Genomic DNA, 25,679 nt, shown 5'->3' on the forward strand with positions numbered 1-25,679 from the left:
AGGACCAAACCGAGCGACCCTGTCTGGATGGGTATCGCTGCCGTCGCCTGAGGAGAGAATTAGAAATGACCTTCGTCGTCACCGACAACTGCATCAAGTGCAAGTACACCGACTGCGTAGAAGTCTGTCCGGTGGACTGCTTCTACGAAGGCCCGAACTTCCTGGTCATTCACCCGGATGAGTGCATCGACTGTGCACTGTGCGAGCCTGAATGCCCTGCCCAAGCCATTTTCTCGGAAGACGAAGTGCCAAGCGGCATGGAAAACTTCATCGAGCTCAATGCCGAGCTGGCAGAGATCTGGCCAAACATCACCGAGCGTAAGGACGCCCTGCCGGACGCTGAAGAGTGGGATGGCAAGCCAGGCAAGATTGCCGACCTGGAGCGCTAAGCGCTGCGGATCAAAAAAGGCCCTTCGAGGGCCTTTTTTTATGCGGCTGTGGGAGCGGGCTTGCCCCGCGATGCAGTGTCATTGGCGAAACGCGATCGCGGGGCAAGCCCGCTCCCACCGCGACAAGCCCTCCAGTCACCTCCACTCGGTCTCCTGAAGTCGCTAAGTTACGGTTGGGGGACTTGTAGGTTTGTCGCTTGTCGCTTTGTTTTTGCATTTGCTTTGCGTGCGCGTTAGTTCAGGCGCCGCGATTTGCGACTTCAGGAGGCTGAGTGGAGGTATTGCGGAGTGAGGTGACGGGCAGGAGCCCGTCAAGCGCTTCGGGCCATGGATGGCCCGTTAGCGCGGTCCTCGCGGGAGCAATGCCGGAGCGAGGGAACCCGGAGCGCAGCGTAGGGCCGGATGCAGGAGCGAGCGGTTTGCCTACTTTTCCAAGAAAAAGTAGGCCGCCGTAAGGGCGGAAGGGTCCAGTGGTGCCACCACAGCAATTGGATAAGCTCGCAACCCTCAAAGCCAAAGCCAATCCTTTCCCGGAAATCCGTGAAAAACCCAAAAAAAAGGGGCGGTTTGACCCGCCCACATTTTTTCCGTAGTCCCTTTATTCCCTGTCATCGTCCTGATGAATCGCGTCCTGCGATGTCCTTGGCCGTCATCCTTGAAAGCCTGTGTCAGTCCGTAGACACAGTTCAGATACTAGCGACTGCAGTAATTCCGGCAACGGGCCAAAGCTCTCAAAAAGCTGCAGAAACCCAACTGCAACAAAGTAAAAATCTCTTATCTATCAAGCAGCTACAAAAAAACTCACACTGGAAACGACAACGATTTACTAGAACCTATAGCAATGGCTTACATAACGAGTAAGCAAAAGCCTACATGGAAAACAACAGTAGCAACCTCGCTGGCTGCTTTTGGCTAAACCCGGATGTTTCCGCTGCAACGACAGGACATATCCAAACCAGGACGCGTTGCCGACACAAACAAAAACGCCTCGATCATATCGAGGCGTTCTTTGCTGCAGCATGCTTACTGCCTATAGCGTGTAGCTTACCGCTTACTGAAACAACGACTCACTGGACAGGCCGTTCTTCTCAAGGATCTCGCGCAGACGCTTGAGGCCCTCGACCTGAATCTGCCGAACCCGCTCACGGGTCAGACCGATCTCCAGCCCTACATCTTCCAGGGTACTGCTTTCATGCCCGCGCAGACCGAAGCGGCGAATCACCACCTCACGCTGCTTGTCGGTCAGTTCACCCAGCCATTGGTCAATGCTCTGGGACAAGTCATCGTCCTGAAGCAGTTCGCAGGGATCGGTGGGGCGATCGTCAGTCAGGGTATCGAGCAGGGTTTTGTCTGAATCTGGCCCCAAAGACACGTCTACCGACGACACGCGCTCGTTGAGCCCCAGCATGCGCTTGACTTCACCAACGGGCTTCTCCAGCAGGCTGGCGATCTCTTCCGGGGACGGTTCGTGATCGAGCTTCTGGGTGAGTTCGCGCGCCGCGCGCAGGTAAACGTTGAGTTCCTTGACCACATGAATGGGCAAGCGGATGGTACGGGTCTGGTTCATGATCGCCCGTTCGATGGTTTGCCGGATCCACCAAGTGGCGTAGGTAGAGAAACGGAAACCACGTTCAGGGTCAAACTTCTCGACCGCACGAATCAGGCCCAGGTTGCCCTCTTCGATCAGGTCCAGCAGCGAAAGCCCGCGATTGACATAGCGCCGGGCGATTTTCACCACCAGCCGCAGGTTACTTTCGATCATGCGCTTGCGGCCGGCCGGATCACCACTTTGCGACAAGCGCGCAAAATGGACTTCTTCCTCTGGCGACAGCAAAGGCGAAAAGCCGATTTCATTGAGGTACAACTGGGTTGCATCAAGCGCCCGAGTATAATCGATGTACTTGTGCTGCTTGAGCGAAGAGCCTTGTTTAGCCCTGGTCCGAACCGAAGGTACAGCAGGTTCGTCTGACACCACATCCGTTTCCAAAACGATGCCCGTCTCCATCAGGAGCACTTCATCGTCGATGTCAAACTCCGGCACTTCTTTACTGAGAGCCATTGTTATAGTCCTTTGCTGAGTTCGAACTCAGACTCGAGCGGCGCCCAGATCCTTGGCATCGCTGGAGCCTGTCCCCTCTACGCGAGGAACAGGCCGGGTACTAGCAATCAACGACGCGGCAGGAATTGCAGCGGATCAACAGGTTTGCCCTGGCGGCGAATCTCAAAATGCAGCTTCACCCGGTCTGTGCCCGTGGAACCCATTTCGGCAATTGTCTGCCCAACTTTGACCTGCTGTCCCTCCCGAACCAAAAGCCTGCGGTTGTGACCGTAGGCACTGACGTAGGTATCGCTGTGCTTGATGATGATCAACTCGCCGTAGCCCCGCAAGCCACTTCCGGCGTAGACAACTGAACCATCAGACGCAGCAAAAACAGGCTGTCCCAAATCACCGGCGATATCAATGCCTTTATTCAAACTGCCGTTTGAAGCAAATTTTCCAATCAGTACGCCACTGGCCGGCCACCCCCAGCCACCCACTGCGCGCTCTGCGGCAGACACCTGAACCGGTGCCGGTGTGGTGGTGGCGACTACAGGCGCCGGAGCCGGTGCAGGCGTCACTGGGGTGGTCGTTACAGGCTTGGCTGGTGTGCCTGCCGGGCGCGTGGTGATGGTGGTCTTGCTCGACGGCGAGGACGAGGTGGTCACCACGGTGGTGGCGCCTCTGGCCGGCCCGTTGGTGCCGCCGTCAAAACGGATCGCCTGGCCAGGACGGATGGTGTAAGGCGCTGCAATGTTGTTGCGCGCTGCCAGGGCCTTGTAGTCCCAGCCATAGCGAAAGGCGATGGAGTAAAGGGTATCGCCAGGGCGAACGACGTACTGGCCGCTGGTGGTAGCGGGACGCTTGGGCGCCGTTGCAGTACGGTCGACCACACGAGCACCGCTGCTGGTGGACGTGCTGGAGCAACCCGACACCAGCGAACCTACGGCAAGTGCAATCAGCAGAAGCTTGAAGCTCGAATTTCCTCTGCACTGCTGAATGATTGTGTGACTCACCCGCCGCTCCCTCTCATGGTGACTGCTGTGAAAATGCAATATTGTTGCAATTATAACCGAGGGCATACGCCTTGCGGATGCCGGGCATGCGCAAAATGTGAACCCCGACCGAACAGGGTAGCCCGCCAGATAGACAGGGCAAAGCCAGAGGAATTCGCTTGCGCTGAAAAAAAGTCCTGATCAGGCCAGAGGACCGGTCAGCAACGGCACAAAACGCACAGCACCCAGTACCTGCTGCGAGAAACCATGCTCTTCACGCACGATCAGCATCAAATGCTGGGTGTCGCCTGTCGGCCCCACGGGAATGACCATGCGCCCACCCGGAGCAAGTTGGTCAAGCAATGCCTGGGGAACTTCCTGAGCCACTGCGGTGACGATGATGCCATTGTAAGGTGCCAGCGCCGGCCAACCCTCACAGCCGTCGCCCCAACGGAATACCACGTTACGCAGGTTGAGTTCGGTCAAGCGCTCCTTGGCGCGATCCTGCAGGACCTTGATGCGCTCTACCGAGAATACCCGTTCGACCAGTTGCGCGAGGATCGCCGTTTGATAACCCGACCCGGTGCCAATCTCCAGCACCTTGTCCAGCGGGCCCGCCTGTAGCAGCAGCTCACTCATGTGCGCGACCATGAACGGCTGAGAAATCGTCTGGTTGTTGCCGATCGGCAACGCGGTGTCCTCATAGGCGCGGTGTGCCAGTGCCTCATCGACGAACAGGTGCCGGGGCGTACGGCGCAGCACGTCGATGACCTTGGGGTTGGACACACCTTCTTCGATCAACCGCTGAATCAGCCGCTCACGGGTTCGCTGCGAGGTAAAACCGATACCATGGCGCATCAGATCCTCCTGTTCACGCATCAGAGCAGCCCCTCCAGCCAACCATCCAGACGCTCGAAAGCATCATTGAAGGTGCGGTCGAGCTGCAATGGTGTGATCGAAACATACCCTTGCATCACCGCATGAAAATCCGTGCCGGGGCCACCATCTTCGGCATCCCCCGCCACCGCGATCCAGTAGCCTTCCTTACCCCGTGGATTAACCACCTTGGTCGGCGCCGCAGCACGGGCGCGATGCCCCAGACGTGTGAGCTGAATGCCGCGGATATGCTCAAGCGGCAAGTTGGGAATATTCACATTGAGCACGGTTCGCGGCGGCAATTCCAGGCTCTTGTGCGCCTCGACCAGCTTACGCGCAAAGTACGCCGCCGTCGGCAGGTTGTCGGGCAGGCGCGAGAGCAGCGAGAACGCGAAGGAGGTACCACCCAGGAAGCGCCCCTCAAGGGCAGCGGCCACGGTGCCGGAATACAGCACATCGTCACCCAGGTTCGCACCCAGGTTGATCCCCGACACCACCATGTCCGGGGTCGTCTCCAGCAGACCATTGAGCCCCAGGTGCACGCAGTCGGTCGGCGTCCCGTTGAGGCTGATGTAGCCATTGGCCAAGGTTTGCGGACACAGCGGCCGGTCGAGCGTCAGCGAACTGCTGGCGCCGCTTTTGTCTTGATCCGGGGCAATGACCACACAGTCGGCATAGTCCGCCAGCGCAGCATGCAGCGCTGCAAGTCCGGGGGCGGTGACACCATCATCATTCGAAATCAGAATACGCATGGGCTGTCCGTCTGCCCTGCCGACACCAGATCAACGAGCTCGCGCACCACCACGGTGGCAAAGCATCCGGCCGGAAGGACGAATTCCAGTTGCAGAATATCAGGCTCGGGATAATGCCACGTCAGACCGCCAATGGGCAGTCGCAGGATACGACGCTCATGGCTCATGCCTGCCCGCGCCAACCATTGGCACAACGCTGCGTGCTGCTCACCGATTCGCTGTTCCAGCGCACCAGCGACACCCGCCGCAGTTGACTGCCCTTCGCCCCACAGCGGGCCGGTAGGGTGCAAGTCGAGAATAGCCAGGCGCGGATCGGAACACTCCGCCTCGCCGGCCGGAAAAAAGCTGCGGCTGTCGGTAAAGGCTAACAGGTCACCGACCTGAGCCTGCTGCCAGCTGCCATCGGCTACACGCTGTGCCAGGACCTGGTTGAACAGATAGCTGCGTGCACTTGAGAGCAGCCGTGAGCGCACATTGCGCTGCTCCGGCAAGGCCTGGCGCTCCGCCCAGTCGCGGGCATCGTGCACATTGCCACCCTCATGACCGAAGCGTTGCGCGCCAAAGTAATTGGGAACTCCCTGAGCTTTCAGTTGCTCAAGGCGGGCGTCCAGCGCCGGGTGATCGGCGTTCAGGCCGGTCAGGCGCAAGGTGAAGCCGTTGGCCGAATGCGCACCGCGCTGCAATTTGCGCGAATGGCGGGTCTGCTTGAGGATGCTCAGGGTTTCGTTTTCCGCCGCGCTCAAGTCTGGATCGGCCTTGCCCGGCAGGTGCAGGCTGAACCATTGACGGGTCAGGGCCTGGCGATCCTTGAGGCCGGCATAACTGATATTGCGCAGCGGCACACCGGCTGCACGGGCCAGGCGGCGGGCAGCTTCTTCGGTATTGAGGTCGCGTTTTTCGACCCACAACCACAGGTGCTCGCCCGTACCAGACAAAGGAATGTCGAGGACTTCGTCAACCTGAAAGTCTTCAGCGACGGCCTTGAGAATGGCGCTGCCAAGTGCCGGGCCCGATGCACGCGGGCCGAGAAGTTCCAGTTCGGTCATGCTGGCAGCAACAAGGCGACGGCGTGAACCGCAATGCCTTCTTCGCGACCGGTGAAGCCAAGCTTCTCGGTAGTGGTGGCCTTGACGTTGACCTGATCGAGCTCGACCTGCAGGTCTTCGGCAATCAATGCGCGCATGCTGTCGATATGCGGTGCCATCTTCGGCGCCTGGGCGACGATGGTGGCGTCTACGTTGCCGACCTGCCAGCCTTTGGCCTGCACGATCTTGACCACGTGACGCAGCAACACACGGCTGTCAGCGCCCTTGAACTGCGGATCGGTATCAGGGAAATGCTTGCCGATGTCGCCCAGCGCAGCGGCGCCCAGCAGCGCATCACTCAGGGCGTGCAGCAACACGTCGCCATCGGAATGGGCCAGCAGCCCGAACCTGTGCGCAATGCGCACCCCACCCAAGGTGATGAAATCGCCTTCCGCGAAGCGGTGCACATCGTAGCCGTGGCCAATACGCATAAAAAAACGCCCTGATTGAGTCAGGGCGTGATTCTACCTGCTTTGGCGAGCCTTTGGCTCATTTGTAGGGAAGCTCCTACAACAAACCCAGTGCCACCCCATGATGGCGCAGATGCTCGTCGATAAAGCTGGCAATGAAGTAGTAACTATGGTCATAACCTGGCTGCAAACGCAGCTCCAGAGGATGGCCAACTGCCTTGGCCGCCTGCAGTAACGCCTGCGGTTTTAGCTGGTTTTCCAGGAAGTCATCACGATCCCCCTGATCGATCAGCAACGGCAAGCGTTCCTGCGCCTCGGCGATCAGTACAGTGGCATCCCATTCGCGCCAGCGCGTGCGGTCTTCGCCAAGGTAGCGGGAAAACGCCTTCTGCCCCCACGGACAATCCATCGGGTTGCTGATGGGCGCGAACGCCGACACCGAGTGATAGCGCCCGGGGTTGCGCAGTGCGCACACCAGCGCGCCATGGCCGCCCATCGAGTGACCGCTGATACCACGGCGATCGGAGGCAGGGAAATGCGCCTCGACCAGCTTCGGCAGCTCTTGCACCACGTAATCATGCATGCGGTAGTGCTGAGCCCAAGGTTGCTCGCTGGCGTTCAGGTAGAAACCCGCGCCCAGGCCAAAATCCCATGCACCGTCGGGATCGCCCGGCACCTGAGGCCCACGCGGGCTGGTGTCGGGAGCCACGATGATCAGTCCCAGCTCGGCGGCGAGCTTGTGCGCGCCGGCCTTTTGCATGAAGTTCTCGTCGGTGCAGGTCAGGCCGCTGAGCCAGTACAGTACCGGTAGCTTTCCGCCCTGCTCCGCCTGCGGCGGCAGGTAGACGGCAAACACCATGTCGCAACCGAGCACTTCGGAGCGGTGCCGGTAGCGCTTGTGCCAACCACCGAAGCTCTTCTGACAGGAAATGTTTTCCAGGCTCATGGCAAACCTCAGAAGTGGATGACGCTGCGGATGCTCTTGCCTTCATGCATCAGGTCGAAAGCTTTGTTGATGTCTTCCAGGCCCATGGTGTGGGTGATGAAGGTGTCCAGCGGGATTTCGCCTTTCTCCGACATCTCCACGTAGCTTGGCAGCTCGCTGCGGCCACGTACGCCACCGAACGCCGAACCGCGCCAGACCCGGCCGGTCACCAGCTGGAACGGACGGGTAGAGATTTCTTGACCGGCGCCAGCCACACCAATGATCACCGACTCACCCCAGCCCTTGTGGCAGCACTCCAGGGCCGCGCGCATCAGTTGCACGTTGCCGACGCACTCGAAGGAGAAGTCCACTCCGCCGTCAGTGAGGTCAACGATGACTTCCTGGATCGGGCGGTCGTAGTCTTTCGGGTTGACGCAATCGGTAGCGCCGAGCTGCTTGGCGATTTCAAATTTGCTCGGATTGATGTCGACGGCAATGATGCGCGAGGCCTTGGCCTTGACCGCGCCGATGATCGCCGAAAGCCCGATGCCGCCCAGGCCGAAGACTGCCACGGTGTCGCCCGGCTTGACCTTGGCGGTATTGAGCACAGCACCGATACCGGTGGTCACACCACAGCCTAGCAGGCAGACCTTCTCCAGCGGCGCTTCTTTCTGGATCTTGGCCACGGAAATTTCCGGCAGTACGGTGTACTCGGAGAACGTCGAGGTGCCCATGTAGTGGAACAGTTGCTGGCCTTTGTAGGAGAAGCGCGTGGTGCCGTCCGGCATCAGCCCTTTGCCCTGGGTCGCACGAATCGCTTGGCACAGGTTGGTCTTGCCCGAGCGGCAGAATTTGCACTGGCCGCATTCTGGGGTGTACAGCGGAATGACATGATCACCCACCGCCACCGAGGTCACGCCCTCGCCCACCGCCTCGACAATAGCGCCGCCTTCATGGCCGAGAATCGACGGGAAGATACCTTCCGGGTCGGCACCGGAGAGGGTGTAGGCATCGGTATGGCAAACACCGCTGGCGACCACACGCAACAGCACTTCGCCCGCCTTGGGCATGGCCACATCGACTTCGACAATCTCCAGCGGTTTCTTGGCCTCGAAGGCAACGGCGGCACGGGACTTGATCATCAATCTTCTCCAGCTAAGGGGTCAGTTCAAGCTGGAAGTGTAATTCATCGCCATTTGCTTAATAATCCAGGCAAAGACAAAACATTATTGCTGTTCAGGGATAATCGATGAGTAGCCGCTGGGAAGGTATCGACGAGTTTGTCGCAGTCGCCGAATCAGGTCAGTTCACCGCGGCGGCGGAGCGCCTGGGGGTTTCGTCTTCGCACATCAGCCGCCAGATCGCCCGCCTTGAAGACCGCCTGCAGACGCGCCTGCTGTACCGCAGCACGCGCAAAGTCACTTTGAGCGAAGCCGGGCAAACCTTCCTGCAGCACTGCCAACGCCTGCAAGATGGTCGCGAGGAAGCCTTACGCGCGATGAGCGATCTGACCAGCGAACCCAAGGGCTTGTTGCGCATGACCTGCGCGGTTGCCTATGGCGAGCGCTTTATCGTGCCGCTGGTCACGCGCTTCATGGCGCTGTACCCGCAATTGCGGGTCGATATCGAACTGAGCAACCGCACCCTGGATTTGCTGCACGAAGGGATGGACCTGGCGATTCGCCTGGGCCGGTTACAGGACTCACGCCTGATTGCCACGCGCCTGGCGCCGCGCCGCATGTACCTGTGCGCTTCACCGGCGTATCTGGAGCGGTACGGTCGGCCGCACAGCGTGTCGGAGCTGGCCCGGCACAATTGCCTGATTGGCAGTTCAGATATCTGGACCCTGCAGCAGGACGGTCGGGAGCAAGGTTTGCGGGTGCAAGGCAACTGGCGCTGCAACAGCGGCCAGGCGGTACTGGATGCGGCGTTGCAGGGCGTGGGGTTGTGTCAGTTGCCCGATTACTACGTGCTTGAGCACCTGAAAACCGGGGCGTTGGTGTCGCTGCTTGAGGCGCAGCAGCCGCCTAATACGGCGGTGTGGGCGTTGTATCCGCAGCAGCGGCATTTGTCGCCGAAGGTGCGTAGGCTGGTGGATTATTTACGTGAGGGGTTGGCGGGGTTACCGGAGTATCGCGGGGCAAGCCCGCTCCCACAGGGGTGATGTAGAGCCCGCGATTACTTACGCTGACTCCAACGCTGACGCAACCACTCCAGGTCTTCCGGCCGGGTGACCTTGATGTTATCGCTACGCCCTTCGATCAACCGCGGTGATTGCCCGGCCCATTCGATCGCCGATGACTCATCGGTGATTGCCACATCCGCCACCAGGCTATCGGCCAGCGCCCGGTGCAGCGCGCCAAGGCGGAACATCTGCGGGGTATACGCCTGCCATACCGTGCTGCGATCAATGGTCTTGCTGACCCGGCCATCGGCGTTGGCACGCTTGAGCGTGTCGCGGGCCGGCACGGCCAACAGCCCACCAACTGGATCGTCCGCAAGCTCGAACAGCAAGCGGTCGAGGTCGCTGCGCGCCAGGTTCGGGCGAGCGGCGTCGTGCACCAGCACCCAGTCACTGTCGGCAGCGCCTTGGGCGTGCAGCAACAGCAAGGCGTTGAGCACCGAGTCTGCGCGCTCCTGGCCACCAGCGGCACGCTGGATGCGCGGGTCACTGGCACAGCGCAAGCCCGGCCAGTAAGGATCGTCAGCAGCAACGCTGACTACCACCCCTTTGACACAGGGATGGTCAAGAAAACAGTCGAGGCTATGCTCGAGAATGGTCTTGCCGCCCAACTGCAGGTACTGCTTGGGACGGTCGGCAGCCATGCGGGCACCAACACCCGCAGCGGGAATCACGGCCCAGAAGGCCGGCAAGGTCTGGTTCATTGGGCAAGCTGGTAGAGGGTTTCGCCCTCTTTGACCATACCCAATTCATGGCGAGCCCGTTCTTCGACGGTTTCCATACCTTTCTTCAACTCCATGACTTCTGCATCAAGCACGCGATTACGCTCCAGCAAACGCTCGTTTTCGGCGTGCTGGTCAGCAATCTGTTGCTTGAGTTCGGCGACATGGGCCAGGCTGCCATTGCCTACCCACAAACGGTACTGCAGGCCACCGAGCAGCAGGAGCAGAACGAGGAACAACCAATAGGGACTGCGCATCAGGGTATCCAGTGGAAAAAGACTGCCACCTCTGCAGGGCACTGATGGCACGAAGCCTGGCCGAAGCCAGGCTTTGTGTATTCAGACCTGCTGCAATGGCATGCAGAACACTCAGTATGGTTGTTCTGCACACCTTGGCTGCTGTCTTTTTACCATCTCTTGCTTAGCCGCGAAACTCGGCACGACCACGGTACACAGCCTTGCTGCCCAGTTGCTCTTCGATACGCAGCAGCTGGTTGTACTTGGAAACGCGGTCGGAACGGCACAGCGAACCGGTTTTGATCTGGCCAGCAGCGGTACCTACAGCGAGGTCGGCAATGGTCGAATCTTCGGTTTCGCCCGAACGGTGCGAGATGACGGCAGTGTAACCGGCAGCCTTGGCCATCTGGATGGCTTCCAGGGTTTCGGTCAGCGAGCCGATCTGGTTGAACTTGATCAGGATCGAGTTGCCGATCTGCTTGTCGATGCCTTCTTTCAAGATCTTGGTGTTGGTCACGAACAGGTCGTCACCGACCAGTTGTACCTTGGCACCGATCTTGTCGGTGAGGATCTTCCAGCCAGCCCAGTCGGACTCGTCCAGACCGTCTTCGATCGAGATGATCGGGAAACGCTCGGTCAGACCCTTCAGGTACTCGGCAAAACCTTCGGCGTCGAACGACTTGCCTTCGCCGGACAGGTTGTACTTGCCGTCTTCGTAGAATTCGCTGGCCGCGCAGTCCAGTGCCAGGGTCACGTCGGTGCCCAGCTTGTAACCAGCGTTGGCCACAGCTTCAGCGATGGCGCCCAGGGCGTCTTCGTTGGAAGCCAGGTTAGGTGCGAAACCACCTTCGTCACCTACAGCGGTGTTCAGGCCACGGGCCTTGAGCACGGCTTTGAGGTGATGGAAAATTTCGGTGCCCATGCGCAGGCCATCCGAGAAGGTCTTGGCGCCAACCGGCTGAACCATGAACTCCTGAATGTCGACGTTGTTGTCGGCGTGCTCGCCACCGTTGATGATGTTCATCATCGGAACCGGCATCGAGTACTGACCCGGGGTGCCGTTGAGGTTGGCGATGTGCGCGTACAGCGGCAAGTCCTGATCCTGTGCAGCGGCCTTGGCAGCAGCCAGCGACACGGCGAGGATGGCGTTAGCGCCCAGGTTGGCTTTGTTCTCGGTGCCGTCCAGCTCGATCATGGCGCGGTCGAGGGCTTTCTGGTCAACCGGATCTTTACCCAGCAGCAGGCTACGGATCGGGCCGTTGATGTTGGCAACAGCTTTCAGTACGCCCTTACCCATGTAACGGCTCTTGTCGCCATCACGCAGCTCCAGCGCTTCGCGCGAGCCAGTGGAAGCACCGGACGGCGCGCAGGCGCTGCCGATGATGCCGTTGTCGAGCAGCACGTCCGCTTCTACGGTAGGGTTACCACGCGAATCGAGAACTTCACGACCTTTGATGTCGACGATTTTTGCCATTGTTGTAAGCACTCCAGAATTGACGAAAACAACGCAGCTGAAAAAAATCTTTGCCGTTCGCCTGGCTGTTGAAAACGGGCAGGCCTGACGAAAGCGTGCCCCTGACCCGTGGGTCAGGGGTTGAACGAGCGGTACTTTACCGGAGAAATGAGGATTACGCGGTTTCTACCGTCGGAAAACTCTTCACCAGATCGTCCAGTTGCTTGAGCTGGGCCAGGAATGGCTCCAGTTTGTCCAGGCGCAGGGCGCATGGACCGTCGCACTTGGCGTTGTCCGGGTCAGGGTGGGCTTCAAGGAAAAGCCCGGCCAGGCCCTGGCTCAGACCGGCCTTGGCCAGGTCGGTAACCTGGGCACGGCGGCCACCGGCGGAATCGGAGCGACCACCCGGCATCTGCAGGGCGTGGGTCACGTCGAAGAACACCGGGTATTGGAACTGCTTCATGATACCGAAGCCGAGCATGTCAACCACAAGGTTGTTGTAGCCAAAGCTCGAGCCACGCTCACAGAGGATCAACTGCTCGTTACCGGCTTCCTCGCACTTGGTCAGGATGTGTTTCATTTCCTGAGGTGCGAGGAACTGGGCTTTCTTGATGTTGATCACTGCGCCCGTTTTGGCCATGGCCACCACCAGGTCGGTTTGACGCGACAGGAAGGCAGGCAACTGGATGATGTCGCACACGTCTGCCACGGCTTGCGCCTGGTGCGGCTCGTGCACATCGGTAATCACGGGCACGTTGAAGGTGCGCTTGATCTCTTCGAAGATCTTCATCCCCTCTTCCAGGCCTGGGCCACGGTAAGAGTTGATCGACGAACGGTTGGCCTTGTCGAAGCTGGCCTTGAACACGTAAGGGATACCGAGCTTCTCGGTAACCCGCACGTACTCTTCGCAGACCTTCATAGCCAGGTCACGGGACTCCAGCACGTTCATGCCGCCGAACAGAACGAACGGCTTGTCGTTGGCGATCTCGATGTTACCGACGCGGATGATCTTCTGAGTCATGTATCAGGCCTTGTTCTTTTGAGCCAATGCAGCCTTGACGAAACCGCTGAACAGCGGGTGACCGTCACGCGGCGTCGAGGTGAACTCAGGGTGGAACTGGCAAGCGACGAACCACGGATGATCCTTCGACTCGACCACTTCGACCAGCGCGCCGTCGCCGGAACGACCAGAAACCTTCAGGCCCGCTTCGACCAGCTGTGGCAGCAGTTTGTTGTTCACTTCGTAACGATGACGATGACGCTCGACGATCACGTCCTTGGCGTAGCAATCGTGGACTTTGGAGCCGCTTTCCAGCTGGCACTCCTGAGCGCCCAGACGCATGGTGCCGCCCAGGTCGGAGGCTTCGTCACGGGTCTCAACAGCGCCGGTGGCATCTTCCCACTCGGTGATCAGACCCACTACCGGGTGACCGCTGTTGCGATCGAACTCGGTGGAGTTGGCATCTTTCCAGCCCATGACGTTACGGGCGAACTCGATCACAGCGACCTGCATGCCCAGGCAGATACCCAGGTACGGAACCTTGTTCTCGCGAGCATATTGCACGGCAGTGATCTTGCCTTCGACACCGCGCAGGCCAAAGCCGCCCGGTACCAGGATCGCATCGGCACCTTCGAGCAGGCTGGTGCCCTGGTTCTCGATGTCTTCGGAGTCGATGTAACGCAGGTTGACCTTGGTACGGTTCTGGATACCGGCATGGCTCATCGCTTCGATCAGCGACTTGTAGGCGTCCAGCAGTTCCATGTACTTGCCGACCATGGCGATGGTGACTTCATGCTCAGGATTGAGCTTGGCATCAACCACCTTTTCCCACTCGGACAAGTCAGCGCCATTGCACTGCAGGCCAAAGCGCTCTACGACGAAGTCGTCCAGGCCCTGGGCGTGCAGCACGGCAGGAATCTTGTAGATGGTGTCGACGTCTTCCAGCGAAATCACCGCACGTTCTTCAACGTTGGTGAACAGGGCGATCTTGCGACGCGACGACACATCGACCGGATGGTCGGAGCGGCAGATCAGCACATCAGGCTGCAGGCCGATGGAGCGCAGCTCTTTGACCGAGTGCTGAGTCGGCTTGGTTTTGGTCTCGCCAGCGGTGGCGATGTACGGCACCAGCGTCAGGTGCATGAGCATGGCGCGCTTGGAGCCTACTTCAACGCGCAGCTGACGGATTGCTTCGAGGAACGGTTGCGACTCGATGTCACCTACAGTACCGCCGATTTCCACCAGGGCCACGTCGGCATCGCCAGCACCCTTGATGATGCGGCGCTTGATCTCGTCGGTGATGTGCGGAATGACCTGGATGGTCGCACCCAGGTAATCACCACGGCGCTCTTTGCGCAGCACGTGCTCGTAGATACGGCCGGTGGTGAAGTTGTTGTTCTGGGTCATGGTCGTGCGGATGAACCGCTCGTAGTGGCCCAGGTCCAGGTCGGTTTCGGCGCCGTCGTGGGTAACGAACACTTCACCGTGCTGGAACGGGCTCATGGTGCCCGGGTCGACGTTGATGTACGGGTCCAGCTTGAGCATGGTGACCTTGAGCCCCCGCGCCTCCAGGATGGCCGCCAATGAAGCCGAGGCAATGCCTTTCCCCAATGAAGAAACAACACCGCCCGTGACGAATATGTAGCGCGTCATGTAAAACCCTAGAAGTCTGCGTTAAAGCGGTCTGCGCCGCCGGGGAAAGCGAAGGAAGGCCGAAGCCCCCGATCACCTGCGTCAATCACAGTGCTACTTAAAAAACTGCCGCGTCTGGACAGACCGGGGGCTATAGACCCGGTACGGAGCTCGCTACACATTTTTAGAATCGCCCAGCAAAGAACTGCTTGGTAATCGGCAACTGCCGTGATTTCAGGGAAGCCACAGAAGTTGTATCAAGAAGGGAGCGTAGTCTACCGGAATGTGCCTTTCATCTCAAACCTTGCGCGCTCGTCGGTACACACCACTGCAATTGCCAGGCTCCCTGGCTCAGTTGCGGCAGGTTGGCCACTGCCAGCAACTGCTCGCCACAATAGAGCAAAGGCAGGCGGCCACGGACGAATGCCGGTAGCTGCAGCTCGTTGAGCAGGCGCTTGAGATCACGCTGGCCCCGCCCCTGAATCGTCAGGGTTTCGCCCCCCTGCCGATAGGCAATGTGCAACGCCCCCTGCGGCAACGTGCCGCTGAGGCTGACGCTGCCATTATCACTCAGCGCCAGCGGCGTAGCCGGATCGGCCCAGTGTTGCGGCGCCTGCGGCGCACTCAGCCAGGGCCCAGCCAGCCACCAGATGCGTGAGTGACTGCGATGCAGCTCGCCGTCGGTCAGACGCCATCGTGGCCGCCCGTCGGATGCTGCATCACGCAGTGCCTCCCAGCCGGCCCAATGCCGGGTATCGGGCAAACGCGTGCGTTGCGCCAGCCAGAACTGCAGGGCGTTGCGCTGACGGGCAGGCGACAACTGGCGCAGCACGTCCAGGTCCAGCGAATCGAGGCCGAGCCAGTCGAAAGGGCTCGCGGAAGCCGCCAGTGCCAGATCCTGAATTGCCAATTCATCCAGCAGGCCTTGCGCCTCACTCAAGTGCTCTGCACTTCGCGCCAGGCTTTGCGCCGCCTGCGGCCAACGGTGCAGCAGTGCCGGGAACACCTGATGACGCAGGTAGTTGCGGGAAAACTGCAGGTCGTCGTTGGACGGATCCTCAACCCACAGCAGACGCTGTGCCTGAGCATAACGCCGCAGCTCTTCGCGTGCGACGCCAAGCAGCGGCCGAACCAGCTCCCCCTGACCGAGCGGGCGCTGCTCAGGCATCGCCGCCAAGCCACGCAACCCGGCACCACGCAGCAAGCGAAACAACAGGGTTTCAGCCTGGTCTTCACGGTGCTGCCCGGTCAACAGCACTTCGCCCGGACGCAGGGCATCAGCGAAGGCCGCATAACGCGCCTCGCGGGCACCCTGCTCCAGGCTGGCACCCAGGCTGACCTTGACGTGGATGATCTGTAGTTCGATGCCAAGATCGTCGCACAGCCGCTGGCAATGGGCTGGCCAGGCATCAGCAGCCGCTTGCAGGCCGTGGTGGATGTGGATGGCGCGGATCGCAGGCAGGGGATGTTGGCGGGACAGGCTGGCCAACAGGTGCAGGAGCACTGTGGAGTCGAGGCCGCCAGAGAGGGCGACGCACCAGGCGGGGGCCTGGAGCCAGGGGGATAGTACGCGCTTGAGATCGATCATCGGTTTGCAACCGATCGCGGGGCAAGCCCACTCCCACCGTGGGAGCGGGCTTGCCCCGCGATGACCTCAAATCAGAGCCCGTAGCTCATCAGACGGTCATAACGGCGCTTGAGCAGCGCGTCGTTGTCGAACTTCTTGAGCATGTCCAGCTGCTCGATCAGATCACCACGAATGGACGCCGACATTTTAGCCGGATCACGGTGGGCACCACCCAGCGGCTCAGGGATGACCTTGTCAACGATACCCAGGCCTTTCAGGCGCTCGGCGGTAATACCCATGGCTTCGGCAGCGTCAGAGGCTTTTTCGGCAGTCTTCCACAGGATCGAAGCGCACCCTTCTGGCGAAATCACCGAGTAGGTGGAGTACTGCAGCATGTTCAACTGGTCGCATACACCAATGGCCAGCGCACCGCCGGAACCACCCTCACCGATAACGGTGGCGATGATCGGGGTTTTCAGGCGCGCCATGACCCGCAGGTTCCAGGCAATCGCTTCGCTCTGGTTACGCTCTTCAGCGTCGATACCCGGGTAAGCGCCCGGGGTGTCGATGAAGGTGAGGATTGGCATCTTGAAACGCTCAGCCATTTCCATCAGGCGGCAGGCCTTGCGGTAGCCTTCCGGACGCGGCATACCGAAGTTGCGGCGCACTTTCTCACGCACTTCACGGCCTTTCTGATGACCGATCACCATCACTGGTTTGTCATCCAGACGCGCGATACCACCGACAATCGCGGCGTCGTCAGCGAAGTGCCGATCACCGTGCAGCTCGTCGAACTCGGTGAAGATGTGGTCGATGTAGTCCAGGGTGTATGGACGACGTGGATGACGCGCCAGGCGGGCGATCTGCCAGCTGGTCAGGTTACCGAAGATGCTTTCGGTCAAGGTGCTGCTTTTGTCTTGCAGACGGGCGATTTCATCGCCGATGTTCAGCGAGTTGTCATTGCCAACCAGGCGCAGCTCTTCGATCTTGGCTTGCAGGTCAGCAATCGGCTGTTCGAAATCCAGAAAATTCGGGTTCATAGGCATCCGTCTAGGGTCTACGGCCAGGCGGCCGGCCGGTTGATCCGTTTGGCGCCCTACCTTAAGGGATCAGGCGCATTCAGGTCGAGATTAAAAATTCATCGATATTGCAAAAAGACGTTCTCACGCCCGAACTGGTCACGCAGTGCCTGAATCAGACCATCTGCCGGGTCGATTCGCCAGCTTTCACCAAACTGCAGCATCGCCCGGGCATCGCTGCCGGTGTACTCCATCGTCACCGGGCAAGCACCCCGGTGCTGGCGCAGCAGATCGCCCAACCAGTTAAGACGATCGCCCTTGAGCGCGTCGCGGTGGATTTTCAGGCGCAAGCTTTCTGCCAGGTTCGTTCGCGCATCTTCCATGCTCATGACCCGCTTGACCCGCAAGCGCAGGCCGCCGGAGAAGTCATCGTTGCTGACCTCGCCTTCGACCACCACCATGGCGTCGGTCTGCAACAAGGCCTGCGCGGCCATGAAGGCATCGGCGAACAACGAAGCCTCGATGCGGCCTGAGCGGTCATCGAGGGTGACAAAACCCATCTTGTCGCCCTTTTTGTTCTTCATCACCCGCAGGGCAATGATCATCCCGGCGACCGTCTGGGTATCGCGGGCCGGTTTCAGGTCGATGATGCGCTGGCGGGCGAAACGGCGGATCTCACCTTCATATTCGTCAATCGGGTGACCGGTCAGGTACAGGCCCAGGGTGTCTTTCTCACCCCGCAAGCGTTCCTTGAGCGTCAGTTCGCGGGCCTTGCGGTGATTGGCATAGACATCGGCATCGGCTTCAACGAACAACCCGCCAAACAAGTCGGCATGCCCGCTGTCGGCAGTGCGTGCGGTTTGTTCGGCAGACTTGATCGCTTCTTCCATGGCTGCCAGCAACACCGCGCGGTTGCGGTCGATGTTGGCCTGATAGGCCTTGAGCTCATCGTGGAAAAACGGCCCCAGGCGATCCAGGGCGCCACTGCGCACCAGCGCGTCGAGGGTGCGCTTGTTGATGCGCTTGAGGTCGACGCGCTCACAGAAATCAAACAGATCCTTGAACGGACCGCCCTGGCGCGCTTCGACAATGGCCTCTACCGGCCCCTCACCCACGCCCTTGATCGCCCCCAGGCCATAGACGATACGACCATCATCATTGACCGTGAATTTGAAGTCGGAGGTGTTTACGTCTGGCGCATCGAGGCGCAGCTTCATGCTGCGTACTTCCTCGATCAAGGTAACGACCTTGTCGGTGTTGTGCATATCCGCCGACAGTACCGCAGCCATGAACGGCGCCGGGTAGTGGGTTTTCAGCCAGGCGGTCTGGTACGACACCAGGCCATAGGCGGCGGAGTGAGATTTGTTGAAGCCGTAACCGGCGAATTTCTCTACCAGATCGAAGATGTTACCCGCAAGGTCGCCATCGATACCGTTGCTGGCACAACCCTCAATGAAGCCGCCACGCTGCTTGGCCATTTCCTCGGGCTTTTTCTTACCCATGGCCCGGCGCAGCATGTCCGCGCCACCCAGGGTATAGCCAGCCATCACCTGGGCAATCTGCATCACCTGTTCCTGATACAGGATGATGCCGTAGGTCGGCGCCAGTACCGGCTGCAGGCCGTCGTACTGGTAGTCCGGGTGCGGGTAAGCCAGCTCGGCGCGACCGTGCTTACGGTTGATGAAGTCGTCCACCATGCCCGATTGCAGCGGGCCGGGACGGAACAGTGCTACCAGTGCAATCAGGTCTTCAAGGCAGTCGGGCTTGAGCTTTTTGATCAGCTCTTTCATACCCCGCGATTCAAGCTGGAATACCGCCGTGGTTTCGGCCTTTTGCAGCAGCTCGTAGGTTTTCTTGTCATCGAGCGGGATGAAGTCGATGTTCAGGTCATCCAGGCCCTGCTTGGCCTGCTCGCGGTTGATGGTTTCCATCGCCCACTTGATGATGGTCAGGGTCCGCAGGCCGAGAAAGTCGAACTTCACCAGGCCCGCTGCCTCGACATCATCCTTGTCGAACTGGGTGACCAGGCCGCCGCCCTCTTCATCACAGGCGATCGGCGAGAAGTCGGTGAGCTTGGTCGGCGCGATAACCACACCACCGGCGTGCTTACCGGTACCACGACAGACACCCTCAAGCTTGAGGGCCATGTCCCAGATTTCCTTGGCATCCTCATCGGTCTTGAGGAAGTCGCGCAGCACTTCCTCCTGCTCGTAGGCCTTTTCCAGGGTCATGCCGACTTCGAACGGGATCATTTTCGACAGGCGATCAGCCAGGCCGTAGGACTTGCCTTGTACCCGCGCCACGTCGCGCACCACCGCCTTGGCGGCCATGGTACCGAAGGTGATGATCTGGCTGACCGCATTACGGCCATAGGCGTCGGCCACGTACTCGATGACCCGGTCGCGGCCATCCATGCAGAAGTCGACGTCGAAGTCGGGCATGGAAACCCGCTCGGGGTTGAGGAAACGTTCGAACAGCAGGTCGTAGGCCAGCGGATCGAGGTCGGTAATCTTCAATACATAAGCGACCAACGAACCGGCACCCGAACCCCGGCCCGGGCCTACCGGCACACCGTTGTTCTTGGCCCACTTGATGAAGTCCATAACGATCAGGAAGTAACCGGGGAAGCCCATCTGGATGATGATATCCAGCTCGAACTTCAAGCGATCGAGGTAAACCTGACGTTTTTCTTCGTAGTTTGGCGTGGTGTCTTTCGGCCACAACACCGCCAGACGCTCTTCCAGACCTTCATGGGAGACATGCCGCAGGTAATCGTCGATGCCCATGCCATTGGGGGTGGGGAAGTCCGGCAGGAAGTGCTTGCCCAGCTGGACCTGGATATTGCAACGCTTGGCAATTTCCACGGTGTTGGCCACGGCGTCAGGCAGATCGCTGAACAGCTCGGCCATTTCTTCCGGGCTTTTCAGGTATTGCTGATCACTGTAATTGCGCGAGCGGCGCGGGTCGTCCAGGGCGCGGCCTTCACCGATGCATACGCGGGTTTCATGGGCGTCGTAGTCCGACTGCTTGATGAAACGCACATCGTTGGTCGCCACCAAGGGCGCGTTGAGCTTGTCGGCCAGAGCCACTGCGGCATGCAGGTATTCTTCGTCACCGGCGCGGTTGGTGCGCTGCACTTCGACATAGAAGCGCTCTGGGAACATCGCCATCCAGTCTTGCAGCAAGGCCTGGGCTTCGTCGAGGTTGCCACTGAGCAACGCCATGCCGATATCGCCCTCTTTGCCCGCAGACAGGGCGATCAGGCCCTCACTGGCCGCTGGGATCCAGTCACGCTCGATAATCACCAGGCCATTACGCTGGCCTTCGACCCAGCCGCGAGAGATCAACTCGGTCAGGTTGCGATAGCCCTTTGCATCCATGGCCAGAAAGCAGATGCGTGACAGCGGCGCGTCGGGATCGGCATTGGCCAGCCACAGGTCGGCACCGCAGATCGGCTTGATCCCCGAGCCCATGGCGTTTTTGTAGAACTTGACCAGCGAACACATGTTGCTCTGATCAGTCACCGCCACCGCCGGCATGTTCATCGCGGCCAATGCCTTGGCCAGCGGCTTGATCCGCACCAGGCCATCGACCAGCGAGAATTCAGTGTGCAGGCGAAGATGAACGAAAGAAGCCGACATGATGATCCTATAGCAGCACAAAACAACAAGGCCCGGATTGTACCGGGCCTTGATGAAAACATCAGCCAGCGCGGGGTAATCCCGGCTACTGAAACTTGTCCGGGTACGTCAGCTTGCGGCGAACCCGTTACTCAGCGCCTCCCGTGCCTCCAGCGCAGCGCGCACCGGTGCGAAAGAGCGACGATGAATCGGTGTCGGCCCCAGACGCGCCAACGCCTCAAGGTGCACCGGGGTCGGATACCCCTTGTGCCCACCGATGCCATAACCCGGATAGATTAGCTCGAACGCTGCCATTTCCCGGTCACGGGTAACTTTGGCGAGGATCGAAGCGGCAGCAATCGCCGGCACCTGGCTATCCCCCTTGACCACTGGCGATGCAGGCACCGACAGCTTGGGGCAACGATTACCGTCGATCAGCGCCAGTTTCGGCGTGACATCCAGGCCTTCGACCGCGCGCTGCATGGCCAGCATAGTGGCGTGCAGAATATTCAGCTCGTCGATTTCCTCGACTTCGGCGCGGGCAATGCAGAAGCTCAGGGCTTTTTCGCAAATTTCATCAAACAGCTTTTCGCGGCGCGCCTCGGTGAGCTTCTTCGAGTCGTTAAGGCCAAGAATCGGCCGCTGCGGATCGAGAATCACCGCAGCGGTTACGACTGCGCCACACAGCGGCCCACGGCCGACTTCATCGACGCCGGCCACCAGGTCTTCGACCAGCGTGAAGTCCAGTCCCATTTGCATCTATCGGCTTTCCAGCAGGGCCAGCACCGCTTCAGCTGCCTGATTAGAGGCATCGCGGCGCAGGGTTCGGTGAATCTGATCAAAACCTTCAGTCTGCTGCACACCACCTTCGACCAGCGGCGCCAGGGTCTGGGCCAAGGCTTCAGGCGTGGCCGCTTCCTGCAACAACTCGGGCACCAGCATGCGCTGTGCCAACAGGTTCGGCAGGGACACGTAAGGGCTTTTGACCAGGCGTTTGAGAATCCAGTACGTCAGCGGCGCCAAACGGTAGGCCACCACCATAGGGCGCTTGAACAACAACGCCTCAAGGGTCGCGGTACCCGAGGCGATCAACACCGCATCGCAAGCGGCCAAAGCCTGGTGCGAGCGTCCGTCGAGCAGGGTCAAGGGCAGGTCGCGACCTTCAAGCATCTGTTCAAGTTGCGCACGACGCTCGGCATTGGCACAAGGCGTGACAAAACGCACGCCTGGTACCAATTCACGCAAGCGCTGCGCGGTATCGAGGAACAAGGCGCCCAAACGCCCCACTTCCCCGCCGCGACTGCCAGGCATCAACGCCACCAGCGGCCCGTCACTGAGCCCCAGTTGTTCACGTGCTGCCCGGCGATCAGCCTCAAGCGGAATGCTGTCAGCCAGCGGATGGCCGACAAAACGCACTGGCACACCCTTCTCTTCGTAGAACTTGGCCTCGAAGGGAAACAGCGTGAGCATCAAGTCGCAGCCTTCACGGATTTTCAGCACACGCTTCTGCCGCCAGGCCCAGACCGATGGACTGACATAGTGCACGGTCTTGATCCCGGCCTTGCGCAGGTTCAGCTCGATGTTGAGGGTAAAGTCGGGCGCATCGATACCGATGAATACGTCCGGGCGCTCCTCGATCAGGGTCTGGATCAGCAGCTTGCGGCGCTTGAGCAGCTCACGCAGGCGCCCCAGTACCTCGACCAGGCCCATCACCGCCAGGCGTTCCATGGGGAAGTAAGACACCAGGCCTTCAGCCTGCATCAACGGCCCGCCGACACCGATGAAACGCACCTGAGGATGGCGCGCCTTGAGCGCACGCATCAGTCCGGCACCGAGAATATCGCCGCTGGCCTCGCCAGCCACCAGCGCTACACAGTACTCAGCCATGATCAGCGCGTGATGCCGCGGGTAGAGTTCTGGATCGACTGGAGGAATACGTCGACTTCAGGGAACTGCGAGGCAGGCTCAGCCAGCTCGGCAATCGCTTGTTCAACAGTAAGCCCCTGACGGTAAACCACCTTGTAGGCACGACGCAGGGCGTGAATTGCCTCTTCGCTGAAACCACGACGGCGCATGCCCTCGAAGTTCATGCTGCGGGCCTCGGCGGGGTTACCGAATACCGTGACATAAGCCGGTACATCCTTGCCGATGGCGGTACCCATGCCGGAAAAGCTGTGAGCGCCGATATGGCAGAACTGATGCACCAGGGTAAAGCCGGAAAGGATTGCCCAGTCATCAACGTGCACATGCCCGGCCAACGCGGTGTTATTGACCAGAATGCAGTGGTTGCCGATGACGCTGTCATGGCCGATGTGGGCGTAGGCCATGATCAGGTTGTGATCGCCCAACGTGGTTTCCGAACGATCCTGCACGGTGCCACGGTGGATGGTGACGCCTTCACGGATGACATTGTGGTCACCGATCACCAGGCGCGTTGGCTCACCCTTGTACTTGAGGTCGGGGGTATCTTCACCTACCGAGGAAAACTGGTAGATGCGGTTGTGCCGACCGATACGGGTTGGTCCCTTGAGGATGACATGCGGACCGATGACGGTCCCCTCCCCGATCTCGACGTCCGGACCGACGATAGACCAAGGGCCTACTTCGACGCCGTCGGCAATCTTTGCCGACGGATCGATGATTGCCCGAGGGTCAATCAAACTCATAGTTTACGTTCCGCACAGATGATCTCGGCCGAGCATACCGGCTTGCCGTCGACCGAAGCCTGGCACTCGAACTTCCAGATCTGGCGCTTGCAGCTGATGAACTTGGCCTCGAGGATCAGTTGATCGCCTGGCAGCACCGGCTGACGGAAACGCAGTTTGTCGGAACCCACGAAGTAGTACAGGGTACCGTCCGCCGGTTTCACGTCGAGCATCTTGAAGCCAAGGATACCGGCCGCCTGGGCCATGGCTTCGATGATCAGCACGCCCGGCATGATCGGGTGCGCCGGGAAGTGACCATTGAAGAAAGGTTCGTTGATGCTGACATTCTTGTAGGCACGAATGCGCTGGGCCTCGACGTCCAGGTCCACTACCCGGTCCACCAGCAGGAACGGGTAACGGTGAGGCAGGTATTCGCGAATCTCGTTGATGTCCATCATTTCGGGGGGAAGCCTGTAGTAAAGATAGGGAGCGCCCGCTTTGGCCAGGCGCTCCTTTTGCAAATCAAAGAGTCAGCCTGTGGCTATTCACTCTCGATCAGGAAATGGTATCAGCCTTCTGATGAAGTCTGGCTGCCTGAGGTCACGACCTCGATACGCTTTTCCACCTGTTGAAGGCGTTTAGCCATCTCGTCTAGCTGACGTATCCGTGCAGCGCTTTTGCGCCACTCGCCCAGCGGCTGCATTGCCGTTCCGGAAGAATAAGCCCCAGGCTCGGTGATCGAGCGCGTGACCATGGTCATACCAGAAACGAAAACGCCGTCGCAGACGTCGATATGCCCCACCATGCCAACACCGCCGGCGATGGTGCAATGCTTGCCAATCTTGGTACTGCCGGAAATGCCGACACAGGCCGCCATTGCCGTGTGATCACCAATCTGTACGTTATGGGCGATCTGGATCTGGTTGTCGAGCTTGACGCCATCACCGATCCGGGTATCAGCCAGGGCACCACGGTCGACTGCAGTGTTAACACCGATTTCGACATCGTCACCGATGCTCACACCGCCGATCTGGGCAATCTTCTGCCAGACACCTTTTTCATTGGCAAAGCCGAAGCCTTCACCGCCAATGACCGCGCCAGACTGAATGACCACGCGCTTACCGATGCGCACGTCGTGGTACAGCGTAACGCGTGGGGCCAACCAGCCACCTTCACCGATCACGCAACGGGCGCCGATGAAGCACTGCGCGCCGATAGTAACGCCCGGCCCGATCTGTGCACCACTTTCGATGACCGCACCGGCACCAACGCTGGCGCTGGCATCAACCTGGGCATCGTCAGCAACCACGGCGCTGGGATGAATTCCCGCTACAGCCCTGGGCTTTGGATCAAACAGGTGAGAAACACGTGCGTAAGCAAGGTACGGGTCAGGGACGATCAGAGCGTTGCCGCTAAAACCCTCAGCATCGGCAGCCTTGAGCAGCACAGCGGCGGCATGGCTGTCACCGAGGTACTTGCGGTACTGCGGATTGGCGAGAAAGCTCAATTGACCCGGCCCGGCTTCCTGAAGGGTTGCCAGGCCAGTGATTTCCAGCTCCTCGGGGCCACTCAAGGTGGCGCCGAGGAACTCGGCCAACTGGCCGAGTTTCATGGTCACAGTCATGCTCAACGGGACTGGTTCATGCGCTCGATGACTTGGCGAGTGATGTCGTACTGAGGTTTGACATCAATCACCGCGCCACGCTCGAGCACCAGGTCGAAACCGCCCTTCTTGATCACTTCTTCAACTGCGCCATCAAGCTTTGGCTTCAGCTGCTTGAGCATTTCACGGTCAGCAACGGCCTTGGACTCGTTCAGCTCCTTGGACTGGAACTGGAAGTCACGGGCTTTCTGCTTGTATTCAAGCTCCAGACGCTCGCGCTCTGGCTGGGCCATTTTGTCGCCACCCGCACGGATACGGTCGGCAATGCCCTTGGCGCTGCTTTCCAGGTTCTTCAGCTTGGTCAGCTGTGGGCCGAATTTCTTCTCGGCATCAACGGCGTATTTCTTCGCCGCATCCGACTCCAGCAGTGCCATCTGATAGTTCAGAACGGCAACTTTCATTTCGGCGAAAGCCGGGGTTGCGATCAGGGTCGCAGCCAGTACTGCCAGTTGGGTCAACTTACGCACGAT

24 protein-coding genes are annotated in these 25,679 nt (G+C 59.8%); 2 read left to right on the plus strand and 22 right to left on the minus strand.

Going from position 1 to position 25,679, the window contains the following annotated elements; all coding sequences use genetic code 11:
* Positions 1–65: 65 nt before the first annotated feature.
* Complete coding sequence (fdxA, locus tag ACVWSC_RS22450) at positions 66–389, plus strand: ferredoxin FdxA (protein ID WP_003252355.1); 324 nt, start codon at positions 66–68, stop codon at positions 387–389.
* A 1,051-nt stretch (positions 390–1,440) separates the two neighbouring features.
* Here fdxA and rpoS read toward each other — a convergent pair.
* From rpoS to ACVWSC_RS22490, 8 genes are all read right to left on the minus strand, one after another.
* Positions 1,441–2,448, minus strand: a complete 1,008-nt coding sequence (gene rpoS, locus ACVWSC_RS22455; protein WP_442109245.1) for an RNA polymerase sigma factor RpoS — start codon at positions 2,446–2,448, stop codon at positions 1,441–1,443.
* A gap of 107 nt (positions 2,449–2,555) precedes the next feature.
* On the minus strand, positions 2,556–3,443 hold the full coding sequence (locus tag ACVWSC_RS22460; protein ID WP_442109246.1) for a peptidoglycan DD-metalloendopeptidase family protein: 888 nt from the start codon (positions 3,441–3,443) through the stop codon (positions 2,556–2,558).
* 180 nt (positions 3,444–3,623) lie between these two features.
* On the minus strand, positions 3,624–4,280 hold the full coding sequence (locus ACVWSC_RS22465) for a protein-L-isoaspartate(D-aspartate) O-methyltransferase (protein WP_442109247.1): 657 nt from the start codon (positions 4,278–4,280) through the stop codon (positions 3,624–3,626).
* A 20-nt stretch (positions 4,281–4,300) separates the two neighbouring features.
* Positions 4,301–5,050 carry a 5'/3'-nucleotidase SurE gene (surE, locus tag ACVWSC_RS22470; RefSeq protein WP_442109248.1) on the minus strand — a complete coding sequence of 250 codons (750 nt, stop codon included), beginning with the start codon at positions 5,048–5,050 and terminating at the stop codon, positions 4,301–4,303.
* Entirely contained in the window at positions 5,038–6,096 is a 1,059-nt protein-coding gene (gene truD, locus ACVWSC_RS22475) for a tRNA pseudouridine(13) synthase TruD (protein WP_442109249.1), read from the minus strand. The genes surE and truD overlap by 13 nt, the downstream gene beginning before the upstream one ends.
* Positions 6,093–6,566 (minus strand): 2-C-methyl-D-erythritol 2,4-cyclodiphosphate synthase, encoded by a 474-nt coding sequence (gene ispF / locus ACVWSC_RS22480; protein WP_442109250.1) that lies wholly within the window; start codon positions 6,564–6,566, stop codon positions 6,093–6,095. Before ispF ends, truD begins: the two co-directional genes overlap by 4 nt.
* Before the next feature lie 76 nt (positions 6,567–6,642).
* A complete protein-coding gene (fghA, locus tag ACVWSC_RS22485) occupies positions 6,643–7,491 on the minus strand; it encodes an S-formylglutathione hydrolase (RefSeq protein WP_442109251.1) in 849 nt (282 codons plus the stop codon).
* Positions 7,492–7,499: 8 nt separating this feature from the next.
* Positions 7,500–8,612: an S-(hydroxymethyl)glutathione dehydrogenase/class III alcohol dehydrogenase gene (locus ACVWSC_RS22490; RefSeq protein ID WP_442109252.1), complete on the minus strand. Its 1,113-nt coding sequence runs from the start codon at positions 8,610–8,612 to the stop codon at positions 7,500–7,502.
* Between the two features lie 107 nt (positions 8,613–8,719).
* On the opposite strand from ACVWSC_RS22490, the gene ACVWSC_RS22495 reads away from it, so the two are divergent.
* Positions 8,720–9,634 carry a LysR substrate-binding domain-containing protein gene (locus ACVWSC_RS22495; protein ID WP_442109253.1) on the plus strand — a complete coding sequence of 305 codons (915 nt, stop codon included), beginning with the start codon at positions 8,720–8,722 and terminating at the stop codon, positions 9,632–9,634.
* Between the two features lie 14 nt (positions 9,635–9,648).
* On the opposite strand, the gene ispD is transcribed toward ACVWSC_RS22495, so the two are convergent.
* The 14 genes from ispD to ACVWSC_RS22565 all read right to left on the minus strand — a co-directional run bounded on the left by ispD (position 9,649) and on the right by ACVWSC_RS22565 (position 25,676).
* Positions 9,649–10,356: a 2-C-methyl-D-erythritol 4-phosphate cytidylyltransferase gene (gene ispD / locus ACVWSC_RS22500; protein WP_442109254.1), complete on the minus strand. Its 708-nt coding sequence runs from the start codon at positions 10,354–10,356 to the stop codon at positions 9,649–9,651.
* Positions 10,353–10,631: a cell division protein FtsB gene (ftsB, locus tag ACVWSC_RS22505; RefSeq protein ID WP_442109255.1), complete on the minus strand. Its 279-nt coding sequence runs from the start codon at positions 10,629–10,631 to the stop codon at positions 10,353–10,355. The genes ispD and ftsB overlap by 4 nt, the downstream gene beginning before the upstream one ends.
* A 163-nt stretch (positions 10,632–10,794) precedes the next feature.
* A complete protein-coding gene (eno, locus tag ACVWSC_RS22510) occupies positions 10,795–12,084 on the minus strand; it encodes a phosphopyruvate hydratase (protein ID WP_442109256.1) in 1,290 nt (429 codons plus the stop codon).
* A 154-nt stretch (positions 12,085–12,238) separates the two neighbouring features.
* The gene (kdsA, locus tag ACVWSC_RS22515) at positions 12,239–13,084 is read right to left on the minus strand and encodes a 3-deoxy-8-phosphooctulonate synthase (protein WP_442109257.1); all 846 of its coding nucleotides are present in this window, start codon (positions 13,082–13,084) and stop codon (positions 12,239–12,241) included.
* A gap of 3 nt (positions 13,085–13,087) precedes the next feature.
* On the minus strand, positions 13,088–14,716 hold the full coding sequence (locus ACVWSC_RS22520) for a CTP synthase (protein ID WP_442109258.1): 1,629 nt from the start codon (positions 14,714–14,716) through the stop codon (positions 13,088–13,090).
* 271 nt (positions 14,717–14,987) lie between these two features.
* Positions 14,988–16,283 carry a tRNA lysidine(34) synthetase TilS gene (gene tilS / locus ACVWSC_RS22525; protein ID WP_442109259.1) on the minus strand — a complete coding sequence of 432 codons (1,296 nt, stop codon included), beginning with the start codon at positions 16,281–16,283 and terminating at the stop codon, positions 14,988–14,990.
* A gap of 71 nt (positions 16,284–16,354) precedes the next feature.
* Positions 16,355–17,302 carry an acetyl-CoA carboxylase carboxyltransferase subunit alpha gene (locus ACVWSC_RS22530; protein WP_442109260.1) on the minus strand — a complete coding sequence of 316 codons (948 nt, stop codon included), beginning with the start codon at positions 17,300–17,302 and terminating at the stop codon, positions 16,355–16,357.
* Positions 17,303–17,400: 98 nt separating this feature from the next.
* Complete coding sequence (dnaE, locus tag ACVWSC_RS22535) at positions 17,401–20,922, minus strand: DNA polymerase III subunit alpha (RefSeq protein WP_442109261.1); 3,522 nt, start codon at positions 20,920–20,922, stop codon at positions 17,401–17,403.
* Between the two features lie 108 nt (positions 20,923–21,030).
* Entirely contained in the window at positions 21,031–21,660 is a 630-nt protein-coding gene (gene rnhB, locus ACVWSC_RS22540; RefSeq protein ID WP_442109262.1) for a ribonuclease HII, read from the minus strand.
* A complete protein-coding gene (lpxB, locus tag ACVWSC_RS22545) occupies positions 21,661–22,788 on the minus strand; it encodes a lipid-A-disaccharide synthase (RefSeq protein WP_442109263.1) in 1,128 nt (375 codons plus the stop codon).
* Between the two features lie 2 nt (positions 22,789–22,790).
* On the minus strand, positions 22,791–23,567 hold the full coding sequence (gene lpxA, locus ACVWSC_RS22550) for an acyl-ACP--UDP-N-acetylglucosamine O-acyltransferase (RefSeq protein WP_442109264.1): 777 nt from the start codon (positions 23,565–23,567) through the stop codon (positions 22,791–22,793).
* Positions 23,564–24,004: a 3-hydroxyacyl-ACP dehydratase FabZ gene (gene fabZ / locus ACVWSC_RS22555; protein ID WP_038613986.1), complete on the minus strand. Its 441-nt coding sequence runs from the start codon at positions 24,002–24,004 to the stop codon at positions 23,564–23,566. The genes lpxA and fabZ overlap by 4 nt, the downstream gene beginning before the upstream one ends.
* Before the next feature lie 110 nt (positions 24,005–24,114).
* On the minus strand, positions 24,115–25,170 hold the full coding sequence (lpxD, locus tag ACVWSC_RS22560) for a UDP-3-O-(3-hydroxymyristoyl)glucosamine N-acyltransferase (RefSeq protein ID WP_442114358.1): 1,056 nt from the start codon (positions 25,168–25,170) through the stop codon (positions 24,115–24,117).
* A gap of 2 nt (positions 25,171–25,172) precedes the next feature.
* Complete coding sequence (locus ACVWSC_RS22565; RefSeq protein WP_038996736.1) at positions 25,173–25,676, minus strand: OmpH/Skp family outer membrane protein; 504 nt, start codon at positions 25,674–25,676, stop codon at positions 25,173–25,175.
* Between the last annotated feature and the right edge of the window lie 3 nt (positions 25,677–25,679).

It is taken from the genome of Pseudomonas sp. NUPR-002 (genome assembly GCF_056322725.1).